27 protein-coding genes are annotated in these 21,692 nt (G+C 70.9%); 26 read left to right on the top strand and 1 reads right to left on the bottom strand.

The window, feature by feature from the left end:
* The first annotated feature begins 824 nt into the window (after window positions 1-824).
* From OO70_RS48655 to OO70_RS48550, 23 genes are all read left to right on the top strand, one after another.
* Window positions 825-1,172 carry a hypothetical protein gene (locus tag OO70_RS48655; protein ID WP_043687485.1) on the top strand — a complete coding sequence of 116 codons (348 nt, stop codon included), beginning with the start codon at window positions 825-827 and terminating at the stop codon, window positions 1,170-1,172.
* A 63-nt stretch (window positions 1,173-1,235) separates the two neighbouring features.
* The gene (locus OO70_RS48650) at window positions 1,236-1,814 is read left to right on the top strand and encodes a hypothetical protein (RefSeq protein WP_043687483.1); all 579 of its coding nucleotides are present in this window, start codon (window positions 1,236-1,238) and stop codon (window positions 1,812-1,814) included.
* Window positions 1,815-1,962: 148 nt separating this feature from the next.
* Window positions 1,963-2,967, top strand: a complete 1,005-nt coding sequence (locus tag OO70_RS48645) for a DUF932 domain-containing protein (RefSeq protein ID WP_043687480.1) — start codon at window positions 1,963-1,965, stop codon at window positions 2,965-2,967.
* A 280-nt stretch (window positions 2,968-3,247) separates the two neighbouring features.
* Window positions 3,248-3,940 (top strand): hypothetical protein, encoded by a 693-nt coding sequence (locus OO70_RS48640; protein WP_043687478.1) that lies wholly within the window; start codon window positions 3,248-3,250, stop codon window positions 3,938-3,940.
* Window positions 3,915-4,379 (top strand): hypothetical protein, encoded by a 465-nt coding sequence (locus OO70_RS48635; protein ID WP_158711655.1) that lies wholly within the window; start codon window positions 3,915-3,917, stop codon window positions 4,377-4,379. The genes OO70_RS48640 and OO70_RS48635 overlap by 26 nt, the downstream gene beginning before the upstream one ends.
* A gap of 50 nt (window positions 4,380-4,429) precedes the next feature.
* Window positions 4,430-4,915, top strand: a complete 486-nt coding sequence (locus OO70_RS48630) for a hypothetical protein (RefSeq protein WP_043687473.1) — start codon at window positions 4,430-4,432, stop codon at window positions 4,913-4,915.
* Window positions 4,908-5,117 carry a hypothetical protein gene (locus OO70_RS48625; protein ID WP_043687471.1) on the top strand — a complete coding sequence of 70 codons (210 nt, stop codon included), beginning with the start codon at window positions 4,908-4,910 and terminating at the stop codon, window positions 5,115-5,117. Before OO70_RS48630 ends, OO70_RS48625 begins: the two co-directional genes overlap by 8 nt.
* Window positions 5,118-5,219: 102 nt before the next feature.
* A complete protein-coding gene (locus OO70_RS48620; protein WP_043687468.1) occupies window positions 5,220-6,053 on the top strand; it encodes a hypothetical protein in 834 nt (277 codons plus the stop codon).
* A complete protein-coding gene (locus OO70_RS48615) occupies window positions 6,050-6,406 on the top strand; it encodes a hypothetical protein (protein ID WP_078651891.1) in 357 nt (118 codons plus the stop codon). Before OO70_RS48620 ends, OO70_RS48615 begins: the two co-directional genes overlap by 4 nt.
* Before the next feature lie 109 nt (window positions 6,407-6,515).
* Entirely contained in the window at window positions 6,516-6,806 is a 291-nt protein-coding gene (locus tag OO70_RS48610) for a hypothetical protein (RefSeq protein WP_043687466.1), read from the top strand.
* Complete coding sequence (locus tag OO70_RS48605; RefSeq protein ID WP_043687464.1) at window positions 6,803-7,258, top strand: hypothetical protein; 456 nt, start codon at window positions 6,803-6,805, stop codon at window positions 7,256-7,258. The genes OO70_RS48610 and OO70_RS48605 overlap by 4 nt, the downstream gene beginning before the upstream one ends.
* A gap of 91 nt (window positions 7,259-7,349) precedes the next feature.
* A complete protein-coding gene (locus tag OO70_RS48600) occupies window positions 7,350-8,501 on the top strand; it encodes a hypothetical protein (RefSeq protein ID WP_043687462.1) in 1,152 nt (383 codons plus the stop codon).
* A gap of 97 nt (window positions 8,502-8,598) precedes the next feature.
* On the top strand, window positions 8,599-9,513 hold the full coding sequence (locus OO70_RS48595; protein WP_043687460.1) for a hypothetical protein: 915 nt from the start codon (window positions 8,599-8,601) through the stop codon (window positions 9,511-9,513).
* Between the two features lie 43 nt (window positions 9,514-9,556).
* Entirely contained in the window at window positions 9,557-9,730 is a 174-nt protein-coding gene (locus tag OO70_RS55100) for a hypothetical protein (RefSeq protein ID WP_158711654.1), read from the top strand.
* A gap of 38 nt (window positions 9,731-9,768) precedes the next feature.
* Entirely contained in the window at window positions 9,769-10,515 is a 747-nt protein-coding gene (locus OO70_RS51625) for a hypothetical protein (protein ID WP_051742425.1), read from the top strand.
* A 392-nt stretch (window positions 10,516-10,907) separates the two neighbouring features.
* Window positions 10,908-12,464: a ParB/RepB/Spo0J family partition protein gene (locus tag OO70_RS48585; protein WP_043687459.1), complete on the top strand. Its 1,557-nt coding sequence runs from the start codon at window positions 10,908-10,910 to the stop codon at window positions 12,462-12,464.
* 95 nt (window positions 12,465-12,559) lie between these two features.
* Window positions 12,560-12,889, top strand: a complete 330-nt coding sequence (locus OO70_RS48580; protein ID WP_043687458.1) for a hypothetical protein — start codon at window positions 12,560-12,562, stop codon at window positions 12,887-12,889.
* A gap of 130 nt (window positions 12,890-13,019) precedes the next feature.
* The gene (locus OO70_RS48575; RefSeq protein WP_043687457.1) at window positions 13,020-13,394 is read left to right on the top strand and encodes a hypothetical protein; all 375 of its coding nucleotides are present in this window, start codon (window positions 13,020-13,022) and stop codon (window positions 13,392-13,394) included.
* A 95-nt stretch (window positions 13,395-13,489) separates the two neighbouring features.
* Window positions 13,490-14,110, top strand: a complete 621-nt coding sequence (locus tag OO70_RS48570; RefSeq protein WP_199827551.1) for a cell envelope biogenesis protein OmpA — start codon at window positions 13,490-13,492, stop codon at window positions 14,108-14,110.
* 63 nt (window positions 14,111-14,173) lie between these two features.
* Window positions 14,174-14,464 carry a hypothetical protein gene (locus tag OO70_RS48565; protein WP_043687456.1) on the top strand — a complete coding sequence of 97 codons (291 nt, stop codon included), beginning with the start codon at window positions 14,174-14,176 and terminating at the stop codon, window positions 14,462-14,464.
* 57 nt (window positions 14,465-14,521) lie between these two features.
* Complete coding sequence (locus OO70_RS48560; RefSeq protein ID WP_051742423.1) at window positions 14,522-15,493, top strand: hypothetical protein; 972 nt, start codon at window positions 14,522-14,524, stop codon at window positions 15,491-15,493.
* A 141-nt stretch (window positions 15,494-15,634) separates the two neighbouring features.
* Window positions 15,635-16,141 (top strand): single stranded DNA-binding domain-containing protein, encoded by a 507-nt coding sequence (locus OO70_RS48555; protein WP_043687505.1) that lies wholly within the window; start codon window positions 15,635-15,637, stop codon window positions 16,139-16,141.
* Window positions 16,142-16,270: 129 nt separating this feature from the next.
* A complete protein-coding gene (locus OO70_RS48550) occupies window positions 16,271-16,969 on the top strand; it encodes a hypothetical protein (RefSeq protein WP_051742421.1) in 699 nt (232 codons plus the stop codon).
* A gap of 21 nt (window positions 16,970-16,990) precedes the next feature.
* Here the strand turns inward: OO70_RS48550 and OO70_RS48545 are convergent, their stop codons facing one another.
* Window positions 16,991-17,377: an ArsR/SmtB family transcription factor gene (locus tag OO70_RS48545; RefSeq protein ID WP_043687454.1), complete on the bottom strand. Its 387-nt coding sequence runs from the start codon at window positions 17,375-17,377 to the stop codon at window positions 16,991-16,993.
* A 91-nt stretch (window positions 17,378-17,468) separates the two neighbouring features.
* Between OO70_RS48545 and OO70_RS48540 the strand changes: the two genes are divergently transcribed.
* The 3 genes from OO70_RS48540 to OO70_RS48530 all read left to right on the top strand — a co-directional run bounded on the left by OO70_RS48540 (window position 17,469) and on the right by OO70_RS48530 (window position 21,001).
* Window positions 17,469-19,445 carry a heavy metal translocating P-type ATPase gene (locus tag OO70_RS48540; protein ID WP_043687451.1) on the top strand — a complete coding sequence of 659 codons (1,977 nt, stop codon included), beginning with the start codon at window positions 17,469-17,471 and terminating at the stop codon, window positions 19,443-19,445.
* On the top strand, window positions 19,442-19,873 hold the full coding sequence (locus OO70_RS48535; protein WP_043687449.1) for a hypothetical protein: 432 nt from the start codon (window positions 19,442-19,444) through the stop codon (window positions 19,871-19,873). The genes OO70_RS48540 and OO70_RS48535 overlap by 4 nt, the downstream gene beginning before the upstream one ends.
* Window positions 19,874-20,323: 450 nt before the next feature.
* Window positions 20,324-21,001: a hypothetical protein gene (locus OO70_RS48530; RefSeq protein WP_234337131.1), complete on the top strand. Its 678-nt coding sequence runs from the start codon at window positions 20,324-20,326 to the stop codon at window positions 20,999-21,001.
* Window positions 21,002-21,692: the final 691 nt, after the last annotated feature.

The raw sequence follows: 21,692 nt of genomic DNA, 5'->3' as shown, positions 1-21,692 counted from the left end.
GCTCTGCCTCCGGCAGCCGAATACTCGCTCCGCTCGTTTCGCGCGTCCCCGCGCGAATTCCCGCCTCCGGCGGGGGCGTTATGGAATTGCCCTCCGGGCATTCCATAACGTGCATTCCTCCGGAATGAAAAGCGAATGGCGGGATTCGTGTTCCTCCGGAACGGAGGAGATGTCGAATTGGCGTGCCTCCGGCACGGAAATAGGATTGTTTTATTGGTGGGTTGAGGGCGTTTTAGGTGAGGGTCCGTCATATTGGTTTCTGTCGTGGGGTGGTGGGGAATCTCCGATTCCTTTCAAGACGAGAGGCTGTGATGTGTATTCCGTGATGGAAAGTATTCCACGGAATACGAGGAAAGGGGATAGGGCCCCTCCGGGGCCCGATCCCCATGGAGACGTGAGGAGTTGAGACGAGGCAGGGGGTGAGCCTGCCTCCGGCAGCTCGGTCGGAGGGAGTGAGCCCTCCAGGGGGTTCGGGTGCGGAGCACCCGAGCGCGGAGGCCCCCGCCGACGCGCAACCACAAAGCCTCACCCCGATCCCCGAAACCGCCGCGCCCGCCCTAGCCCGCCCCCACCCTTACTCACATTCGGGCAGGGAGAGCGGCAGCAGAGGGGATGTCAGCAACCCCGACCAGGTTCAACATGGCATCTGACCAGGGAAGTTGGAGAGGCCGGCCGCGAGTCGAGGTCAGGAGATATCGCAGGAGATGGTGCAGGAGTTTGCGCGTGAGGTAGTGCAGCAGATCAGCCACTAATGTATTATGGAACATGTCAGAGGGTGGCCCCCACTGACACCGCCGAATGTTCGTCAGCAGAGAGGTACACACGTGGAAATCGTCATTCTCTACGGCACCGTGACGTCAGAGACGGGGGAAATCGACACCCCGCAGGCACAGAGGGCCCGCCGGATCGCGAACTTCCTCCCGCGCCCGGAGCTCCTCCGTGACGCCGTCATCGTTCATGACCTGGACGACAACACCACGTCAATTCGGTTCGACACCACGGCCGGACCTATTCGAATTCTCCTCCCCGTCGCCGAGGGGTTCGAGTTCCATTTCATCCACGACAGCGAAACGGGACCCCGCATTCTCGGAACATTCCGGGGCGCATCCCTCCCCGTTCGCGCGATCGCATTCCGCATCAGTGAATTTCTGCGGACACATGGACTGAAGTAGCCGAGCCGGGGGCCCAGCCCGACCGGGCCCCCTCAATTCCCGAGCGAAAAGGAGGAGTGCAGTATGTCCAAGTACACCAATCATGTTCGTCTGACCCTCGACGGCCACACATGGCCCGAGCGCATTGCGATGCGGTGGGCACCCCCGGCCCAAGAGGACACCGCTCCGGCTACGGCCTCCCATCAACTCGCCGAGGACGCCGTAGGCGAAGCAGTCGGAGTACTCGCCCGAGCCGAAGCCGTGTTCTTCGCTCTGCTGGACGTAATCGGCCCCGGAGAACACACATTGGTCTGCACCACGTACTCGGAGGACGGGTTGCGCGTCGGGAACTTCCATCTCTTCACCGACGACTCAGAACGCGCCTCCTGTGAGGAGACCGAGGCACTCGGATTCTGGGCAACGATCGCGAGCGGTTTCGTCCCGGGCGGTAAGGGAGCGGTCATCGTGCGCACCACGGCCCCGGACACCGTGGATTCTGTGCGTGCGTGGACAGTCGACGCCGCCCGACGCTGGCTCATGCCTTGCACCGCCGAGGAGGTACGCGCCGGATACCAGCAGGCCCGCAGGGAAGGTGAGCACGACCCCGAGCCTGACCTGATCTACCGGCACGCCGAGTCCCTGCCGGTTGAGCAATCGCTGTAGCAGGTCAGCGCGTTGTCCTGAGGGTGGGACACGGAGGCGGTTTTAATCTGTTGCCCCACCCTCCATAATAGGTATTATGGAACCAGTTCGGAACGGGTGGCCCCCGGACCGGACCGCCGAAAGTTCGTCACCCGAAGGGAAAGCCCAAGTGGCTCATGAGATCGAGCAGTTCACCGACGGAACCGCTGCGTTCGCCTCCGCCAACGAGAGCGCGTGGCACAAGTTGGGCACCGTCACCGAGGGCGCCATGACCGCCGAGGAGGCCATGAGCCTCGCGTCCCTGTCCGGATGGAACGTGCGTCTCCTCCCGCTGACCGCAACGGAGATCACGTCCGACGGCACAACGCCGGTTGAGGTTCCGGAGCACTTCGCAAGCGCGCGGACGCACCCGAAGACCGGCCGTACGCAGACGCTCGGAGTGGTCGGCACCGACTACTTCCCCGTACAGAACGAGGAGCACGCCGAGTTCCTCAACCTGCTCTCCGACGAGTCCGGGGCGCACTTCGAGACCGCCGGATCACTCAGGGACGGCCGTCAGGTGTTCCTGACCATGAAGTTGCCGCAGTCCCTCACCATCGGAGGGAACGACGCCGTAGATCTCTATATCGCGGCGATCAACAGCCACGACGGAAGTTCCGCATTCCGCATCGTCACGACGCCGGTCCGGGTGGTGTGCGCGAACACCGCACGCGCGGCGATCGCGGGGGCCCGTTCCTCGTTCGTGGTGCGGCACACGGCAGGCGCCAAATCCCGTATCGCGCAGGCCCGTTCCGCGCTCGGTCTGACCGCCCGGTATGCCGAGGAGTTCGAGAAGGCCGCACAGCGCATGATCGAGGCCGAGATGACGCTCAGCGAGCTCAAGTCGGTGGTGGACGAGATGTGGCCGGTCCAGGACAACGACAGCCCGCGCAAGAAGACCAACCAGCGGCAGCGGTGGGGAACGATCTCGAACCTGTTCGAGCACGCCGACACGCAGGCCGGTATCCGGGGCACGCGGTGGGCCGGTTACAACGCGCTCACCGAGTACGCCAACCACGTTGCCCCCGCCCAGGGCAAGACCGACGCCGAAAAGGCAGTCGCTCGCGCCGAGCGGGTCATCAGCGGAGCGGCAAACGGCCTGATGGAAAAGGCCTTCGCCCTCACGACGGTCTGACCCCCTGAACGCCGGGTGGGCGCCCAACTCCCCCATGGGTGCCCACCCGGCCCCCACCGGCCAGCAGTGGCCGCACGGACCCCGAGCGCGCAGCGCGCCACCCCCGCATTCGGGGCGCGGAGCGCTCCCGCGCCGGCCCCTGCCGCGTAGCGGCAGCGCATCGCGTCTGCGGAGCAGACCGCGCGCAAGGAACCTGCCCGCCCCCTCCTGCACGCAGCTGCTCCGGCCGGAGCACACCAGACCGGCCACCCCACACCCACCGCCCCACGGAAGGCCTTTCATGCCCATCCCGAAGTGGACGATCAAAGGCATCGTCGACGACTACGACACCTGCGGTTGCTGCGGCCGCCGCGGCCTCAAGCGCACCGTCGCGCTGATGCCGCTGGACGCCGACGGGAACGAGGACGGCACCGCCGAAGACGTCGCGTACTACGGCACGGCCTGCGCTGCTACCGCACTGGGCTGGACGCAGGGCAAGGTGACCGACACCGCGCGCGCCGCCCAGGCCCAGCAGGACCAGCGCGACGCCCACGCGCGCCGGATGATCAGCCTCTACGCCCCGATCGAGTCCGCCCCCATCCGTGACAAGGCCCGTGTGTACTACGCCCGCAACCAGCGCCAGCGGGACACAGGCGTAAAGGCGACGGAGGAAGTCGCGAAGCTGCTCGCCGAGGCCCGCGCGCAGCTCGCCGACACCACGACCGGGCCCGCCCGCCCGTCGCGGATCGAGGACTTCCGCCGCTACGTGGTCCTCTTCACCCGGGAAGCGCGCGTCTACCTCGTGCAGCACCTGTCAGACGACGAGGCCGAACGCCAGGCGCAGGGTGACGCCGCCATGCGGCGTACCGAAGAGATCCGGGGCAGCCTCGCGGTCGTGGCCGCCCTGGACGGTGAGTCCGCGCGAGACGTCGCGTACGCCGACGACCTGACCCGTAGGTGGAACGCGCATGCCTGGCAGGCCGTTCATGCCTGAGTCCGCGCCTCGCCTCTACATCGGAAACGCCGTCACCTACACCGGCCCCTTCACCGAGATGCACGACCGCCCCCTTGCCGTTCTGCACTGCAACAGCATGGGCAGTTGTGAAGCCTGCCGCGAGTGGGCCCTGAACAACGAGGGCGCGGACCGGGAACACTTCCTGGTCGCCGACTCGACGTCGGGGCGCTATGTCAGGCACGCCGACCGGGCGAGTCTGACCCTGATCCCGCACGCGTGGCCCGAGGACGCTGTTCCGTTCAGCATCAACGGCTACTGGTACGCCGCCGCCTACGCCACGGCCGGCGGAAGCGAGCGGACGAGGACCGTGCACTTCTACACCGCCCACGACGTCATGGGCCGCACGTGGTGCCACTTCCCCGAGATCACGCCGGAGATCCGCCGCCTGGACGAGCAGGGCCGCCGCCGCCCCGTCTGACCGGCCCCCGTACAGCACTTGCCCGGACCCTCCTCAAGGAGCGATGCGCCATGCCCGCACAGCCCAGGCGCACCCGGCCCGATGACACCGCCACCGCATCCGCGATGGGCCGCGCCATGAACGTGCTCGCCGCCCTGTTGCTGGCCCTGGGAGAGGGAAGCCACCGGTTCAGCATGGTTGCCGAGCGCACGAACGGCGCGATCGTGACCGCCGACTTCTCCCTGTCCCTCGGTATGGCCCCGGTGCGCGTGAGCCACAGCAAGGAGACCTATCTCCGGTTCTTCGCGCTGCTGACCTTTGCGCTGGAGTACAGCACCGTGCGCAGCGCCGTCCTGGTCGCCACGACCGCCGACGAACCCTTCCCCCGCGCCTGTGGCTGGAGCGTACGGGACGGATGGCTGCACCCCATGGACACCCGCGAGCTCCAGGAAGCGGTCATGCCCTGCCCCGACGTCGCAGCCACGCTGCGCCTGGTCTACCCCGCGCCCGCCCTGCACCACCCCGACGAGCCCGACGAAGGGAACGCCCATGAGTGACAAGCCCGCCGCTGCGCCGGACGGCTACTGCACCAACACGACACCGGTTGCAGGCAGCGTCCGCAGCACCAACACCACCGCGCTCGGCAGCAAGTTCGCCCGGATGAACAACCGCCCCTACGGAGACTGCCCGTGCGGCCGCGCGGCGATCGGCCTGACCGGCCGGGGCAACCTGCACCGCCACAAGCAGCCGCAGGAGTAGCACGCCGGGCCGTCCGCCCCACCGCGGGCGGCCCGGCCCACGCCGCACCTCCCCCGCACCCGCCGTCCGCCCCGCTCCGCTCCGCTCCGAGAGGAACCGCCCATGTCCACCGCCGACTCCCTCACGATCGAGACGCCCACCGGCACCGTGCACGCCACCGCCGGCCCCCGGTGCACGGACGCCGTCGTGTTCGAGCTGCACGGCGCGATGCGCGGCAGCGTGCACGTCACCGGAACCCAACACCCGCGCTACTGGGACCAGTTCACCGCCGTCCGCGCCTGTCTCGGCCCGGTCGACGCCTACGAGACGACCGCCCCCGACGACGCCCTGCCCCGGCTGACCCGCGGCGGCACCGGCTACAGCGGCAGCCTGACCCGCTATCCCGCGGACTACGGCGACTACATCGAGGTGTCCGTACGGACCCCGACAACCGCCGCAGGCAACGAGCCGTCCGCGAAGACGACCGCGACGCTCACCGCCGTACTGCGCGCGTGTGCCGACAGCGTCGCCCAGCGCGACGACCTGCCGCTGATCCTGGACGCGTCCCGGCTGCGCAAGACGCCCGGACTCTTGCGATTCCTCAGCTGGGCCAGCGCGCACGCCGACGCCGAAGCCGTCCGCTGCGAGGCGGAGTCGCGCTCCGCGCGCCCCGCGCTCAAGACCGCCGTGGCCGCCTGGTGGACCGTCGCGCGCTGGTTCACCGACCGCCCGCACCCTCTGCTGCTGGTGCTGCTGGCCGACCGTGACGACTCGCTGGCCCGCCTCATTCACGTCTTGGAGTGGCAGGGCCCGTACTTCGCCAACGCCGCAGCCGAGGAGAGGGCCCGCGCGGACAAGTTCCGGGACGAGGTCGTGTCGCTGCGCGCCCAGCAGCAGCGCGGCCGCACCCGCCGCCGGGGAGCCCAGGAGTACCCCGGGACCAAGGAGACGGTGTGACCGTGCGCTGGCTGATGACTCTGGGCGAGCGCACCCGCCCCGACGTTCCCACCTTCGCCGAGTGCCCCGGGCTGTACGAGGCCCGCGCGGTCGCCCTGGTCGACGACGCCGGGCAGCTGTTCCCCATCCTGCTGGAGTGGCGACGGGCGTACGGCGAGGACCTGACTGGGTGGGCCTGCCAGGTCGAGGCGGACGACATCGAGGACCTTCCCCCGGGCGTGACCGAGAACTGGGGGCACGACGAACTCCGCCTGGACACGATGTCGGGTGGCTACGTGAAGGTGTCCGACTACCGCGACCACCAGGCACGTGCCGCCGTGCCGCCCGGGAACAAGGTGCTCATGCGTCCCTAGGGGACCGGCGCCGGATGGGGTGGGGCAGCCCCGGGAAAACCCGTTGCCCCACCCCATCATTAACGTATTATGGAACATGTCAGATCGAGTGCGAGTGAGGAGCCACCCCATGGCATCGTTCGGCCACGCCACCCCGGAACGCTGCGCCCAGCTCGGCCGCGCCCTCACGGACGCCGGCCTCACCTGGAGCGACAACGGCCAGCAGGACACCCCGCAGTGCCTCACCTACACCGCCACCGACCCGCACGGCCGCACGTGGCGGATCACCCCGGCCACCAACTTCCAGATCCCCACGACGAACACGGCGCAGATCTGGCAGGCCAGCTGCGGAGAACTGGCGGCGACCACCCCGGTGCTGTCCGCCCCCAAGGTGGCCGAGGCCATCAAGACCGCCCCGTGAGCCTGCCACCGTTCCGCCCCGAGGACTTCGACGAGACGTGCGAAACCTGCCTGGCCCCGCCCGGGCAGCTCTGCCGCCCCTGGTGCGACACCGGATACACCGCCGACGACCACCGCGCCCAGGCCGAGCGCCACGCCGACCAGCAGGACGCCGCCCCGGGGCGCGAGGCACTGCCGCTCCCCGCCACCGCGCCGCAGAACCGGGACCGCCCCTTCTTCGTGGTCGGTCAGTGGCAGGGCGGGGGCGACGTCGACATCTGGCACGTCGAGGAGGCCCCCGCCGATCCCGGGGAACGGTCCGACCGGTGCGAGGAGTACCGCGAGGCGGCCGACACCACATCCGGCAGCGTCGAGATCGTCTACGCCGCCAGTCCGCAGGCCGCAGCCGAACAGGCCCGCCAGCAAGCCCGCGCGACCAGCGAGCGCATCCATCGCGAGACCCGCCGCCCGTAGTCCGCCCGCCGCGCAGGACAGCAGGAACACCCCGCGCCGCACGAGCACCGCCCCCACACCCCTGCCCCCCCCGTGCCCGAAGGAGACCGTCATGGACCTGTCCACCGCCACCGGCCTTGAGTCGCTCGCCCGTGCAGTTGCCGAGCAGCTCGGCGCCGAGCGCGCCGAGCGCGCCGAGACGGACGGTGCCCCGGACCGGGTGCGGATCGTCTACGCCGACGGCCGCGCCCTCGTCCTCGCCGCCAACCGCCCGCGAACCCGGATCACCATCACCGCGGTTCTGCCGGAGCAGGCCGCCGACCACGGCCTGAGCATCGAGCCCATCACGGTGACCGCCCAACCGCGCCCCGGCCCGGGCGAGACCCAGGGTCAGGCCACCGCCCGGCACACCGCCTCCCACATCTGGCGGCGCCTCGTGCCCCAGCAGATCGCAGCCCTGTCCCGCCTGTCCGCCGCCGTCGAGCGCGCGCGGACCGCCCTCGCGTCCGCGCTCCCTGACCGCCCCGGGGAGCAGTGGGCCATCGCCGACCTGCCCGTGCACCACCCGCGCGGAGCGAACCGGCACTGCCCGATCGCCTGGTGGCACACGCCCGCCGGGGAATCCCGGGCCGTCGCCCCGTTCCTCGCCGACATCCTGCGCCGGGCAGGACTGGTGACGACGGAGCCGTACGGCAGCGCACACGTGTTCTTCGCCCAGGCGCCGGCCGAACAGCCCGAAGCCCGGTTCCACGTCGCACCGGCCCCCGGACGTAGTGGGTGGGACCTCGTGGACCAGCTCACCGGAGCGTCCGTGAACACCTACACCGACGCCGACCGGGCCCAGGGTGCGGCCGACAGCGAGAACCGCGAAGCCGAAGCCGCCCGGCACGCCGGGGTGGCGTCCCTGGACCTGCCGGGACTGTGGCCGGACTTGATCGACAGGGACGAATTCCGGTCGCTGGCCGTGGAGTTGGCGACCGCCGGGCACATGCCGTACGGCTTGACCGACGCCGACTACACCCGAACACCAGGCTTCCTTATCCTCCCCGGCAAGAATCCTGCCGTGGCCAGGGTGGCGCGGCTGCTGGAGCCGTGGGGCGCGATCCGGCCCGGAGTCCGCAGGGAGGCGACCGCGCAGGAGGGCGAGCGCTTCGAGAAGGATCTGGAGGACTACGCACGCGTTCTGGCAGCCTCGGGCCGGACCGTGGACGTCATGGAAGACGGTGCCCGGGTCACGCTCGATCCTGTGCCGACCGGGCCCTGACCTGCGGGTTTCAGGGTGGGGCAGCGCCGGAAAAGCAGCTGCCCCACTCCAGGATTTAGGCATTATGGAACTAGTTACTCTTCGGGAGGAGTTCTCCATGGACCTGCACGATGCCGCCGCGCTGCTGGCTTCTCACGCGCAGCACGCCTTCACCCTCCAGCAGCGCGCCGGAGCCGCCCTCACCCAGGGCATCCAGCGCGATCCTGTCCGGCTGGCGCGCCGCGCCCACCAGGCCGAACGCGCCGTAGAACTGGCCGTGTTGTGGGACGGAGTCCTGTGGGAGGCCCACGGCACCCACGAGCGGGACCTCTTCCCGCTCGCCGACCCCGCGCGCCTGGTCGCCTCTTCCCGCGCCCTGCGCACCCTCACCCGCGACGGGATCACCCGCGCGTACGACCTCACTGGCTACGACCCCACCCGTCCGGAGTTCCGCGCCTTCGCCGCCGAGAGCCCGGCCCGGCACTGGGCGGCCCGGCTCTTCCTCCTTCACACCAACATCGTCGACCACCTGCCCGGCGCGCCCACCGCCGCCGCCGTCCTCGCCGAACTGCACACGCAGCTCACCGGCGAGCAAGCCCCCACGACAACCGCCCTGGACATGGTCACCGCCCTGCGCGAGCGCCTCGCCGCCCCGCCCGTGGCGGCCCGCGACCTCCCCTGCCGCGCTGGCGACATCCTCATCCGCGCACTCGAACAGGCCGCCTTCCACGGAGGCAGCCTCACCAGCGCCGGAGGCGAGCACACCGCCGTCACCGTCCCCCTGGTCGACGGCTGGACGATCCGCATCGACGACCAGGGCTCGGCCGACCACCCGGAAGAGGACCACGGCACCGGCAGGGGCACCCCGGGATGGACCGCCCACCTGCACGACCCGGAGGGCGACACGATCGACGTGATCCGCCACCCCTCCCCCGGCACGGCGCACGAGTGCCTCGCCGACAGCGCGGCATGCGTGAGCCGGCTGGCGCAGTGGCGCGTCGAGAACCAGGCCAAGGGCCCCGTCCAGGGCTGAACCCCACCCGCACACCCCGCCCGCCCCGAGGCGAAGGATCCCCTTGTTCCCCGACCGCGAACCCGCCGAGCACCTCCACCTCGACGCCGACCCGCGCTGCATCTGCACCTGGCTGCCGTGCGGCGGCTTCCTGCTGGCCCCCGGCTGCCCCACGCACGGGATGCGCTCCGGGCGCCGGTCCACGTGGCACTTCGCCGCCCAGTGCACCGGCCGCTGACACCACCTCAACAGCCCCCGCCCGAAAGGACCTGAGCCGTGCCCCCGGCAAACACCCCGCTCGACGGCGCGGACCTGTCGACGCTCACCGACCGCCAACAGGCCTGGTTCACCACCGCCCGCGGCCCGGTGTCGGTGCGCAGGTACGCCCGCTACTCGGACTCCATCCACGCCGCCGTCCGCTCCGGGAACGGGCGCGACCGGGCCGCGCTGCTGACCTTCCACCCCGGGGCGTACCCGCTCGCGCCGGCCTGGCTGGCCGCCATCGCCGAAGCCGCGCCCGAGACGGCCGACCACCGCCGCCCGTCCGCCGCCATGTCCTCGGTCCGGCTGCTCGCGAGGATGACGCCGGACCACCGCAACGGCATCCCCCGCCAGTCGGACGGCTCGGTCGGCTGGAGCATGCCGGGTGCGTCCGCGCGCGTCTGGCCGGACGGCCGGATCGCGCTGTGCGGCACCACCGGCACCGAGCTCACCGGTTGCCTGGAGGGCTCCGAGTGGGATCACTGGAAGGTCGCCGCCGTGGCGGACGCAGGCCTGCGCCTGCTGTGCACCCCCGAAGCCCGCCACCTGACCCGCACCGGCCAGCCCTCCGGGTGGTACCGGCCGTTCGACCGTGGCCATTCCACCGGGCTGGGGCGCGAGCGCAAGGGCGGGCAGATGTACGACGGCTCCACCGGCGCGTCCTGCTCGTGCGGCTGGAGTGCGACGGCCGCATCGCAGCTGGGCGCTCGCGCGCTCGCCGAGATACACCGCCGCGAAGCCACCGGCGGCGCACCCGGGTAACCGTCAACGCCCGGCCCACGCAGGGCGCGCAGGGCACTCCCGCTGTCCCGAAGACGAAAGAGGCTCCGCCATGCCCCGATCCGCCCCGCCCCCGCCACCCGCGCCGGCGCCCGCCCCGGAAGACGACCGTAGGTGCGTCGACTGCGGCGTGCCCTGTACCGAGCAGGTGACCTCCATCCCCCGCATCGGCAGTGGAGCACGTGCCGTGTTCGGGTGCTCCGTGCACGCAGCGCGCCGCCGCAGAGCCGCCTGAGCTGCACTTTTGCGGGCGGGGTGGCGCTGAGAAATCCGGTTGCCCCACTCCGCGAATAACGTATTATGGAACATGTCGAGAGGGTGGCTCCCTCCCGGCACCGCTGAAAGTCCGTCAACCCAGCGCAAGGAGGCCAGACATGGCCACAGCCACCAAGTCCACCGCCGACCAGAGCGCCGAACACACCCCGGTCGACGCCGACGAAGCAGGCCTGACCGCCGTCCTGCTCGACCCGGACACGATCGTGCGCGACGAGTGCAACGCCCGCGAGCACGACACCGAGCCCGACGACGACCTGATCAACTCCGTCAAGGCCGTCGACGTCCAGGACCCCGTCAGCGTCCGGCCCCGCCCGGACGGCACCTACGGCGCGTTCAAGGGCTGGCGGCGCACCCAGGCCGCGCAGATCGCCAACGCCACCGCCGAGGAGGACGGGCGCACCAAACGGCAGATCAAGGCGTTCGTCCGCACCGACCTGGTCAGCCGGGACGCGTGGACGCGCTTCCTGTCCCTGATCGAGAACCACCAGCGCAAGGGCATGGCGACCAAGGACACCCTCAAGGCCGCCGAACTCTCCCTGATCGGCATGGACGAGATCGAGCAGAAGGCCGCCGCGCGCGCCCTGGGGCTCAAGCGCGGCACCGGCCAGCGGCTCGCCCGCGCCCAGGAACTCAGCGACGCCGCCCTGCGCCGCGCGTCGGCCGGGGGCATGGACCTGGAACAGATGGCCACGCTCGCCGAGGTCGCCGACGTACCCGACGCGGAACACCGCCTGCTGCGGGCGCTGGCCCGCGACGAGGACGAGGAGGACGGCGGGCGCGGCCACTGGGAGCAGGAACTCGCCCTGCTCAAGGCCGAGCAGACCGACCGCGCCGCCCGCAAGGAGGCGGTCACCGCCCTCGAAGAGGCGGAGATCCCCCTGCTGCCCACACGGCTCGCGTACGGGGAGAAGGACACCGCCCGCCCGCTCACCGACCTGACCACCGGGCTGGGCAACCCGCTGACCGAGGACAACCACAAGAACTGCCCCGGCCACAGCGCCCGGCTCGACGACGAGCACCAGCCCGTGTGGTACTGCGCCGACCCTGCCGCCTACGGCCACAAGGTGCGCCCCAAGCCGAAGGCGCAGCCGGAGAAGACGGCCGACGACGAGGCCAAGGCCACCGAGCGGGCCCGCACCACCGCATGCAACCGGGCCTGGAAGGCCGCCGCAGGCCCCCGGCAGGACTTCGTCTCCCGGCTGGTGCGCTCCAGCAAGACCCTGCCGGAGGAGGCCTGGAAGTTCGCCGCCTCCGTGCTGCTGGACCTGCCCCACTTCTACGGCAAGTGGGCCGGTCGGCGGGAGGCCCATGACGTCGCCCGGCTCCTGGGCGTGAAGCTGCCCGAGTCGCCGTTCGAGCGGGTGCGTCTGTCGGAGCTGGTCACCGTCTCCAAGGCCCGGCTGCCGCACGTGCTGTTCGCGCACGTCGCCGCCGCGTTCGAGCGCGACATGCGCGACCCGAAGGGCTGGAACGACGCCCAAATGCAGGTCCGCTTCCTGTGGGAGGACCCCAGCCCCCAGCAGATCGCCTACCTGCTACTGCTGGAGAAGCTCGGCCAGGACGACAAGGGCTCCTACCGGCTGTCGGAGGTCGAGGAGCAGGCACTCGCCCCGCACCGGGGCGCGGACGCGGACACCACCGGCGACGACACCTGAGCCGTACGGCCAGTCCGCACGCGCACGACGGCCGGGCACCCACAGGTGCCCGGCCCCCTCAACCCGCGCTCACTCACCACCACACCGAGTGCCTCATGTCCACATCCAGTCCTGCGGAACCCGCGCCAGTTCGGGGCGACCAGCCGCTCACTCTCGCTGTGCTGCGCCGACTCGTCGACAACGACTGGGCACGCATGCCGGGTACCACCCTGGTCGTGCTCTCCACCGACCCCGAGGGCAACGGCTTCTCGCCGTTCAGTACGTACGCCCGCGCCCGCTACGCCCCCGAGCCCGAAGCCGACGACCTGCGGGGCGAGGTCTACCCGCTGGAGAGCGAACTCGCCCGGGACGCCGAACTGCGGCGGCTGTTCCCGCAGGTTCCGGACAGCGCCGTCGCCGCCCTGGTGCTCTACCCGCCGGGCTGACCGACGCGCGCCACGGTGGGCGCCGCGTCTCCGGCGCCCGCCTCCGGCCCGCCGTCCAACGGGCCGGTTTCCTCCACCGGGCGCGCGAGACGCCCGGCCCACCACGCGAACCACAAGAGGGGACACACCCATGCCCACGCTTGCCGAGATCCGCGCCTTCGTCGGCGGACTGTCCGAGACCGGCGCCCTGATCGCCCTCCAGGAGGCGGCCGCCGCCCGCCTGGTCGAACTCGACGCCGCCAAGGGCCCGGTCATTCTCCCGGGCCGCACCGGGCGGATCGACACCACGATCACCCCAGCCTGCCTGCGCCGCCTGACCGGCACCGTCGGAGCGCCCAACAAGACGGGCAGCCGCTTCGACTTCGTGCTCGACGAGGACTCCACCGAGCAGCTGCGCCGCGACCCGCGCAACCGCTTCACCATCCCCGAGGACCAGCAGCGCTACCGCGTCCCGAGGGTCCCGGCCGCCTGCATCGAGCTCACGGACACCCCGGCCGACTCCTAGACCGCCCCGGAAGCCTGGGGCAGCGCGCCGCGCGCTGCCCCAGGCCCCGCCGCCCGGTCCTCACCCTCAACTCCCCCGAAGGGGGCGTGACTTCGATGAGCCCCGCGATCCCCGTGCGCTGCCTGGCCCGGCCGCTGGCCGGCGGACTGGTCGTGCCCTATGTCTCCCTGATCCACAACGGGCACGCCGTCTTCGGCAGCCTCGACGCCGACCGCGCCCGCCACGCCGTCCTCCAGCGCCTGTGCCAGATCTGCGCCCAGCCCCTCCAGGAACGGTTCTTCGTCATCGTCCGCCCCGCCGACCAGGAGCGTGGCTGCTCCCCCGAACCGGCGCTGCACCCGGAGTGCCAGCCCTACACCGCGGCAAACTGCCCGATGCTCAACGGCACCGCCACCCACTACCGCTCCCGCCCGGTGCTCGCCACCCACCCCGCGGGCCGCCCCTGCACCGACCCGTCACGCCCGTGCCCCGAGCAGACCCCGGACCAGGGGCACACCGCCCGCAGCGGCCGGCCCGCCGAGCGCTACGAGGCATGGATGATCGCGGCCCGGCACTACCAACTCGCGTTCCCCCAGGACACATCCGCCGTCCCGGCCGGGATCAGCCTGGACGTACCCGTCCTGCGCAAGCGCGTCCGGCGGGAAGCCGTCCTGCCCGCCGGGCCCACCGCCCTGCTCGACCTGGTGCGCACCGCCCTGGGACTGGAGCAGCCCTAGCCCGCAGTCCCGGCCACAGCCCGGGAAACCGCCCCCACCTCCGTTACCCCGAAGGGGAGTTGCATGCCCACCACATACCCCGTGACCCTGCCACCCGTTCCCGACGACCCCGAGACCGCCTGGCACGCCCAGCGCATCAGCGACACAGTCACCGAGCGGCCCGACGACGGATGGCCCAGCGCCACGACCCTGTTCGCGATCGACGCCTCCAGCCCGGCCGAGGCCGAACTGCGCGTCCTGGCGTGGATCAACCACAGCTACGAGGACGACCTCCGCCGGGCGACCACCACCGCCGAGCACCAGGCCGGCCCCCACCACTGGCACGTCAGCCTCCGCATTCCCGGCGAGTTCTGAGCCGACCACGGCCATGCCGCACACCGCCGTCCTCACCCCGAACAGAGAGGAAGCACCATGACCATCCCCGAACCGAAGACCCCCGTCGACCTGACCGCCCCCGTGGGCAGAGCCATCATCTCGCTGCGCCAGCAGCTGACCGACCTAGAGGAACGTACGGGCGAGCGGCCCGGCGCGGACGTCATCGACATCCTCGGCACCTGGCTGGAGCAGTTCGACTTCACCGCCGCACCACAACCGGCCCTCGCGCACATTCCGCCCCGCCCACCGGGGCAGGCCTGGGTGCTGCACCGCTGGGACCGGCACGAGAACGCCATCATCGACCTCTTCGCCGACGAGGACTCCGCCCTGGCCGAACTCGCCCGGCACGCACGGGGAAACTGGGACAACCTCCTCAACGACGACGTCCCCGACGAACCGCCCACCGACGATGCCACGGCCGTGGACCTCTACTACGGGCCCGACCGCGACAACCGCCCCGACGAGGGCTACTCGCTGTACGCCGAGACCGTCAGAGGCAGAGGACGCCCACGGATCGTGCCACTCGACTTCCAGTTCCCCGACGCCGGCGCCTGCGAACGCGCCAACCGCACCGCCGTCTTCCACCCGGGAGACCACGGCGACCTTCCCTGCCTGGAGAACGACGACGTTCTGGTCTTCGCCCACCTCGACCACGAGATCGGCGCCTTCCGGGTGTCCGTCCACGTCGACAACGCCCCGGACCACCTCGTCCGGCCCGACGGCACGGTGCCGCTGCGGGTCGAGGTCGAGGACACGATCGTCCTCGACGACAGCAACGCAGAAGGCGCGCCCCGACCACCGCTGCTGGACGCGCTGCTGAGCGCGGCCGACGCCGTGCAGAAGGACGTCATCCTCGCGGCGGCCCGGGGCGCCGGATTCCTGTGGCGCTGCCCCACCTGCCAGTGGGACAACCCGGGCGCGGCAACCTGCTGCGAAGGACCGGGGCCCTGCCGAACCCCCGAATCTGACCCAGGAGTTGAGGCGGAGCGCATGTCACGCGAGCCGTAGCCAGTCGCAGCGGGGCGGGTGCCTCCCTCGTGACGGATAAGAGGATGACACCCGCCCCACACATTTAGGTATTATGGAACCCATCTTGTCTGGATGGCTCCCGGGCACCGCCAGACCGTTCGTCGCATCGAGGAGTACCTCATGAGCGGAGAGACCACCGCCGTCATCCGCGGCCGCGTGCACGGGGCCGTGCAGCTGCGCCACACCGAACGCGGCACACCCGCCGCCCGGTTCACCGTGATCCAGATCCCGCGCGAGTACGACCGCGCACGCCGCCAGTGGCACGACGGCGAACCCGTCCCGGTCATCTGCACCGCCACCGGACCACTCGCCCGACACGTCGCCGAATGCCTCACCGACACCGTCCACGTGATCGCCACCGGCAACCTCGCCCTCCGCGCGGGCCTGCTGCACCTCGACGCAGCCCAGGTCGGCGTGGACCTCGCCCACCACATCACCTACATCGACGACACCCTGCCCGCCGTCCTCGCCGGACGCGCCCCCGCACAGCCACCGCGTACGACGACCACCACCCCCGAGGGCGCACACCGCGCCCACCCCCGCCCGGCCGCACCTCCCGCCGCCCCGGCCGACTGGTGGCGCTCGCCGAGCAGTTCGCGGGACACGGCCACCTCGCCCGGCCGCTGAACGCACCCACGTTCCTCAACCGCCCACCGCGGCCCCGGCATGCCTGCCGCCCCCCTTCACAGAGGTACGCCGTGCCCAGCACCCGCCTGTCCGAACGCGCCGCCCGCGCCGCGCTCGCCGGAGGCCGGCATGACGTCACTGCGGGAGATCACCCAGCAGCAGGTCGAGGCCGCGGTCGAGGACCTGTCCGGACACGCCCGCCGACAGGTCGCCATCACCTTGCGCAGCTTGTTCCGGGCCTTGAAGCGGCAGCGGATCATCTTCCGTTACCCAGCCCAGCACCTGCCCGTCGGCGACCTGAAGGGAATCCCGAAGTCTGTGCCCAGCGACCTGCTGGCCGGCCTGCTCGACCACACCACCACCCCACTCGGGCGCCCGACCGTCGCCCTGGCCGCCGTGCACGCCGTCCCCGGCAACGACATCCTCGCGATCCTGACGGCCGACGTGGACCTCGCGCGCGGCACACTCGAAATCCGCTGCGGCCTTCTGCGGCACACCCTGTACCTGGAGGAGCTCACGCATCGGCTCGCCGCCGAGTGGTTGGCGTACCGCCACCGCCGCTGGCCCGCCTCCACCAACCCGCATCTGCTGGTCAGCCAGAAGACTGCGCTGGATCCCGACCATCCGGCCGTCAGTATCGGCCCACTTCGCTTGGTGATACCCAAGGGGCTGACCCTGGACGGCCTGCGCCAGGACCGGATCCTCAACGAGGCGTTGGAGAGCGCCGACCCGCTGAAACTGATGAGGCTGTTCGGCATCACGGAGCAGACCGCCATGCGCTACGTGGGCACGGCCCACCCCGAACGCACCGCGAAGCTGCCCCGGTAGCGCCCGACCCGGTCTACAGGATCAATCGGCGACGGCGGGCTCAGGCAGGTCGGCCGGCACGTCGCGGATACCCAGACGCAGGTGTTCCACGTGGTAGAGGGCCTGGTCGAGGAGTTCAGCGACATGGTTGTCGTAGAGGGCGTAAATGATCGAGCGACCGTGGCGTTCGCCGGTGACCAGTCCGAGGTTGCGCAGCAGGCGGAGCTGGTGGGAGCAGGCGGAGGCTTCCATACCGACGGCCTCGGCGAGGTCACTGACCGAGCAGGGGCCTTCCTGGAGCCGGGCCAGGATGTGCAGCCGTGAGGGCGTGGCGAGGGCCTGGAGGGTGGCGGCGACGTCGGCGGTGCCGACGGCGTCGAGGCGCTCGCGGGTGGTGGCGCTACTGGCGGTATCGGTTCCGTGGCCCATGGAGACAGCATACCGGTGATATCTGAAGACCTGTTCATATGTTCCTGTATGGTGAAGGCGTTGTCCATCCGCCCGTGAAGGGTTGTTTGTCATGTCTTCCGTCCTCGACCAGCGGCCTGCTCCGGTCGCCGTCGGCCCACGTCCGACGACACCAAGGCGGCGTACGCGGATCCTGACGCTGCCGGAGTCCCGGTGGGCGCTGGCCGCCCTGGTGCTGTTCCTGGTCGCCCTCCCGCTGGATCTCCTCGGCGCCTCGGTCTGGGTGTGGGGTCCGCTGTATGCCGCCGTCTACATCACAGGCGGTTGGGAGCCGGGATGGGAGGGCCTGAAGGCGCTTAAGGACAAGACCTTGGATGTGGATCTGCTGATGGTCGTCGCGGCGCTCGGTGCCGCCGCAATCGGGCAGGTTCCCGACGGGGCCCTGCTGATCGTCATCTTCGCGACCTCCGGTGCGTTGGAGGCCGTCGCGACCGCGCGGACCGCCGACTCCGTGCGCGGGCTGCTCGACCTCGCGCCGACCACCGTGACCCGGCTCCTGCCCGGTGGCGGGGAGGAGAGCGTCCCCGCCGATGCCCTCATGGTCGGCGACATCATCCTGGTGCGGCCCGGCGAGCGTGTCGGTGCCGACGGCAAGGTCCTCGACGGCGCCAGCAACGTCGATCAGGCCACCATCACCGGCGAGGCCCTCCCGGTGGCCAAGCAGCCCGGCGACGAGGTGTTCGCCGGCACCGTCAACGGCACCGGCGCCCTGTGCGTGCGCGTCGAGCGGGATCCGTCGGACTCGGTGATCGCGCGGATCGTGAAGATGGTCGAGGAAGCCTCCAAGACCAAGGCGCCCACCCAGCTGTTCATCGAGAAGGTCGAGCAGCGGTACTCCATCGGCATGGTCGTCGCCACCCTCGCCGTCTTCGCGATCCCGCTCGCCTTCGGCGACGAACTCCAGCCGGCTCTCCTCCGCGCGATGACGTTCATGATCGTCGCCTCGCCGTGCGCGGTGGTTCTCTCCACAATGCCTCCGCTGCTCTCGGCCATCGCCAACGCGGGCCGCCACGGTGTCCTCGCCAAGTCCGCCGTCGTGATGGAGCGCCTCGGCCAGGTGGACGCCGTGGCGCTGGACAAGACCGGCACCCTCACCGAGGGCACCCCGCGCGTCACCGACATCCGCCCCCAGCCCGGCTCCGGCCTGGACGAGGACTCCCTGCTGGCGCTCGCCGCGGCGGCCGAGCACCCCAGCGAGCACCCGCTGGCCCGCGCCGTCGTCCAGGCCGCCCGCGAACGCGGACTCGCCCTCGCCGATACGGCGGGCTTCACCTCCACCCCCGGCGCGGGTGTCACCGCCACGATCGAGGGCCGCACCGTTCAGGTCGGCTCCCCGGCCCACCTCACCGCCACCAGCGGCCCGAAGACCGGCAGCACAGTGCAGGCGCTCGAAGACCAGGGATGCACTGTGGTCGTCGTCCTGCTCGACGGCCTCCCGGCCGGAGTGCTGGGCATCGCCGACCGGCTCCGCCCGGACGCGAAGGCCACGGTGGCCGCACTCACCGAGCTAACCGGCCGCCCGCCGGCGCTGCTGACCGGTGACAACGAGCGTGCTGCCCGCCACCTGGCCGCCGAGGTCGGCATCACCGACGTGCGCGCGGGGCTACTGCCGCAGGACAAGGTGGCCGCTGTTCAGGGATGGGAGGCGGAGGGACGCCGGGTGCTGCTGGTCGGCGACGGCGTCAACGACGCCCCCGCCCTGGCCGCCGCCCACACTGGCATCGCGATGGGTAAGGCCGGAAGCGACCTCGCCCTGGAGACGGCCGACGCCGTTGTCGTTCGCGACGAACTCGCCACCATCCCCGGGATCGTGGACCTGTCCCGCAGGGCCCGGCGCCTGGTCGTGCAGAACCTCGTCATCGCCGGGGTCTTCATCACCGCGCTCGTAGCCTGGGACCTGATCGGCACCCTCCCGCTCCCGCTCGGCGTCGCCGGCCACGAAGGCTCCACCGTCATCGTCGGCCTCAACGGCCTGCGCCTGCTGCGCGAGCGCGTCTGGACAAACTCCCTCGGCAAGGACATCGCGTGAGCAGGTGTGCCCGCGGCGACCGGCCGGTCGCCCCCGCGGGGGCGACCGGCACCGGCGGAGCCCGATGCACGGTGACTGTCTGCCGGGGCTGCTGCTGCGGCACCCCGGCCAAGGTGCCCCGCCTAGACCACGAGGCCCAGCTCACCGACCTGCGCACCGCGCTGGCCGGGGTGGCGATGATCCGGCGCACCGACTGCCTCGACGCCTGCGAGCGCGCGAACGCGATCGTTATCCAGCCCTCCGCCGAAGGCCGCAAGGCCGGCGGCCGCCCGGTCTGGCTAGGCCAGGTCAACGCCCCTGGCGCCGCCGCCGACATCACCACCTGGGTCACCGACGGCGGCCCAGGCCTGGCCGAGCCGCCAGGCGTCCTCGACCTGTACGCCTTCCAGCCCTCACGCCGCGTCCGGGCCGAACTCCACGACGAGTAGCACCCGCCCAGCACCATCGAACTCGCGCGCCGAACGGCCTCAACGGCTATCCGGCGCGCGGGTTTCCGTCTTCACGCATCCGGGATTCTGCGAACTCGCGCGCTTCCGCCCGGACCGCACAGAAGATCCGCCGCCAGGAGCAGGGCCACCAGTACGCCGAAGCCCAACTCGTCGCACTCGGCGCTCCGCGGCCGCGGCCCGGAAGCGACCGGCCCTCTGGTTGCGCGAGGCCCTGGCCGGGCCCGCAACATCCGCCACTGCGGCGCGCACCGCTTCGTGTTCCGGCTCGGCCGCAACCGCCGCGAGCGGGAGGAGATCAAGCTCGGCCTCCCCGCCCGACAGCCCTATCCCAAGCAGCACGACCCCGAGCCGCCGGCCGCCTGATCACCGACGGCACCATCCGATCGCCGCCCGAGCTCCCCTCCGCCCCTGCGTCTCCCTGGAGTTGACATGCCTTCACGTCCCACCAGCCGCCCGCCCCGCACACCCGATCTGGCCTCGTACGATCTGCTCGCGCCCCAACTGTCCGACGGGAAGGACAGCGCGGTCATGATGGCCGTGTTCATGGAAGCCGCCCCCAACGCCGGCGTGGCCGACCGGGTGATCTCCTACCCCTCCAGCCTGGGCGTCCTGGAGTGGCCGTCCGTCGTGGTCGAGGGAGTCCGCCACCCGGGGGTGTCCGAACTCGCAGCCCTGCAGAGCGCCGCGTTCGGGGTGCCCGCCGACCGGCACCTGGAGGTCACCCGCACGATGCCCGGCCCGGACGGCACCCGGATGCCGCACAGTCTGCTCACCCAGATCGCGGCGTACGGCCGCTTCCCCCGCATGGGCAGCCCGTACTGCCGCAAGAGCACCAAGGAGAGCGTGGTCTCCAGCGCCTGGACCCCGCTCGTGCGCCAACTCGGGCGCCCGGTACGGATCCTGAAGGTCATGGGTCTGCGCAGCGACGAGGGTCCCGACCGCAAGAAGCGCCCGGCCTTCCGTACGGTGCAGGCCAACAGGGCGCGGATCGTGGACGAGTGGCTGCCCGTCAAGGACTGGCCGACCGCCGCGGTCAGGGAGTGGCACGCCGACGCGCCGGTGCCGTACTCCTGGACATACGACTCCGTGCCCGGCGCCGGCGACTAGACGGGCACCTCGCGATACGTTGACCGGACTACTGGACACGCCGGGCGTGAGCAGCTTTTCAAGTCCCAGATTGCTGGCGCGAGGAAGGCGCCATCTGGTGACAAGTGCAGGGGCAACCGCCTACCGAACAGGCGAGCGCTTGGTAGGAGGAATCAACCAACCCAAGCCCCTGCAGGGCCTTCAGCAGCCGGATGAACCCAGCAGCGGATCTCCAGTCGGAGATGCCAGAGCTCTCAGATAGCTTCCGGCGCATGATGGCCAAGGCACAGGCGTACTCGGCGACATCCGACGCAATCAGCCCGTCTAGGTAGCGGACCACTGAATCCACGCTGCCGCTCGGGCGTAGGGAATCGTGGACCAGGGCCGTACGGCCAGCTTCGAGCCGTTGGAAGGACCAGAGCAGGAGAAAATATGCGTGCAGGCCGGCAGCAGCATCAGGGCTTGCACCAGACCTGTTGAAGCCGCCGTAGTGGAAGTGCCCCGCGATGTCGCGGGCTGCGGCGACCTCCCCCGTCGTGAGTTCCCGGTGCAGGGCGCAAGCCCTCTCAAACCTCGATCGTCGCCGGTCAGACCGATAGGCGATCAAGGCAATGGCAACACCTGCCAGGGCAAGCACTGTTGACGAGGCACCCACCAAGGCGGACCAAGAATTCGCGCTCATGCGCACCTCCCACCGGCCCAACAGGCCTCC

The organism is Streptomyces xylophagus, assembly GCF_000716435.1.
In the GTDB taxonomy this organism is placed as follows: domain Bacteria; phylum Actinomycetota; class Actinomycetes; order Streptomycetales; family Streptomycetaceae; genus Streptomyces; species Streptomyces xylophagus.
This window is presented reverse-complemented; position numbering and strand designations above follow the sequence as displayed.

What these genes read in the sequence shown, in the direction of transcription:
- OO70_RS48580 (WP_043687458.1), top strand. Translation starts at nt 12,560, where the DNA reads ATGTCCACATCCAGTCCTGCGGAACCCGCGCCAGTTCGGGGCGACCAG.
- OO70_RS48610 (WP_043687466.1), top strand. Translation starts at nt 6,516, where the DNA reads ATGGCATCGTTCGGCCACGCCACCCCGGAACGCTGCGCCCAGCTCGGC.
- OO70_RS48600 (WP_043687462.1), top strand. Translation starts at nt 7,350, where the DNA reads ATGGACCTGTCCACCGCCACCGGCCTTGAGTCGCTCGCCCGTGCAGTT.
- OO70_RS48630 (WP_043687473.1), top strand. Translation starts at nt 4,430, where the DNA reads ATGCCCGCACAGCCCAGGCGCACCCGGCCCGATGACACCGCCACCGCA.
- OO70_RS48585 (WP_043687459.1), top strand. Translation starts at nt 10,908, where the DNA reads ATGGCCACAGCCACCAAGTCCACCGCCGACCAGAGCGCCGAACACACC.
- OO70_RS48625 (WP_043687471.1), top strand. Translation starts at nt 4,908, where the DNA reads ATGAGTGACAAGCCCGCCGCTGCGCCGGACGGCTACTGCACCAACACG.
- OO70_RS48635 (WP_158711655.1), top strand. Translation starts at nt 3,915, where the DNA reads ATGCCTGGCAGGCCGTTCATGCCTGAGTCCGCGCCTCGCCTCTACATC.
- OO70_RS48640 (WP_043687478.1), top strand. Translation starts at nt 3,248, where the DNA reads ATGCCCATCCCGAAGTGGACGATCAAAGGCATCGTCGACGACTACGAC.
- OO70_RS48570 (WP_199827551.1), top strand. Translation starts at nt 13,490, where the DNA reads ATGAGCCCCGCGATCCCCGTGCGCTGCCTGGCCCGGCCGCTGGCCGGC.
- OO70_RS48530 (WP_234337131.1), top strand. Translation starts at nt 20,324, where the DNA reads ATGCCTTCACGTCCCACCAGCCGCCCGCCCCGCACACCCGATCTGGCC.
- OO70_RS48540 (WP_043687451.1), top strand. Translation starts at nt 17,469, where the DNA reads ATGTCTTCCGTCCTCGACCAGCGGCCTGCTCCGGTCGCCGTCGGCCCA.
- OO70_RS48650 (WP_043687483.1), top strand. Translation starts at nt 1,236, where the DNA reads ATGTCCAAGTACACCAATCATGTTCGTCTGACCCTCGACGGCCACACA.
- OO70_RS48565 (WP_043687456.1), top strand. Translation starts at nt 14,174, where the DNA reads ATGCCCACCACATACCCCGTGACCCTGCCACCCGTTCCCGACGACCCC.
- OO70_RS48545 (WP_043687454.1), bottom strand. Translation starts at nt 17,377, where the DNA reads ATGGGCCACGGAACCGATACCGCCAGTAGCGCCACCACCCGCGAGCGC.
- OO70_RS48575 (WP_043687457.1), top strand. Translation starts at nt 13,020, where the DNA reads ATGCCCACGCTTGCCGAGATCCGCGCCTTCGTCGGCGGACTGTCCGAG.
- OO70_RS48595 (WP_043687460.1), top strand. Translation starts at nt 8,599, where the DNA reads ATGGACCTGCACGATGCCGCCGCGCTGCTGGCTTCTCACGCGCAGCAC.
- OO70_RS48620 (WP_043687468.1), top strand. Translation starts at nt 5,220, where the DNA reads ATGTCCACCGCCGACTCCCTCACGATCGAGACGCCCACCGGCACCGTG.
- OO70_RS48560 (WP_051742423.1), top strand. Translation starts at nt 14,522, where the DNA reads ATGACCATCCCCGAACCGAAGACCCCCGTCGACCTGACCGCCCCCGTG.
- OO70_RS48555 (WP_043687505.1), top strand. Translation starts at nt 15,635, where the DNA reads ATGAGCGGAGAGACCACCGCCGTCATCCGCGGCCGCGTGCACGGGGCC.
- OO70_RS48550 (WP_051742421.1), top strand. Translation starts at nt 16,271, where the DNA reads ATGACGTCACTGCGGGAGATCACCCAGCAGCAGGTCGAGGCCGCGGTC.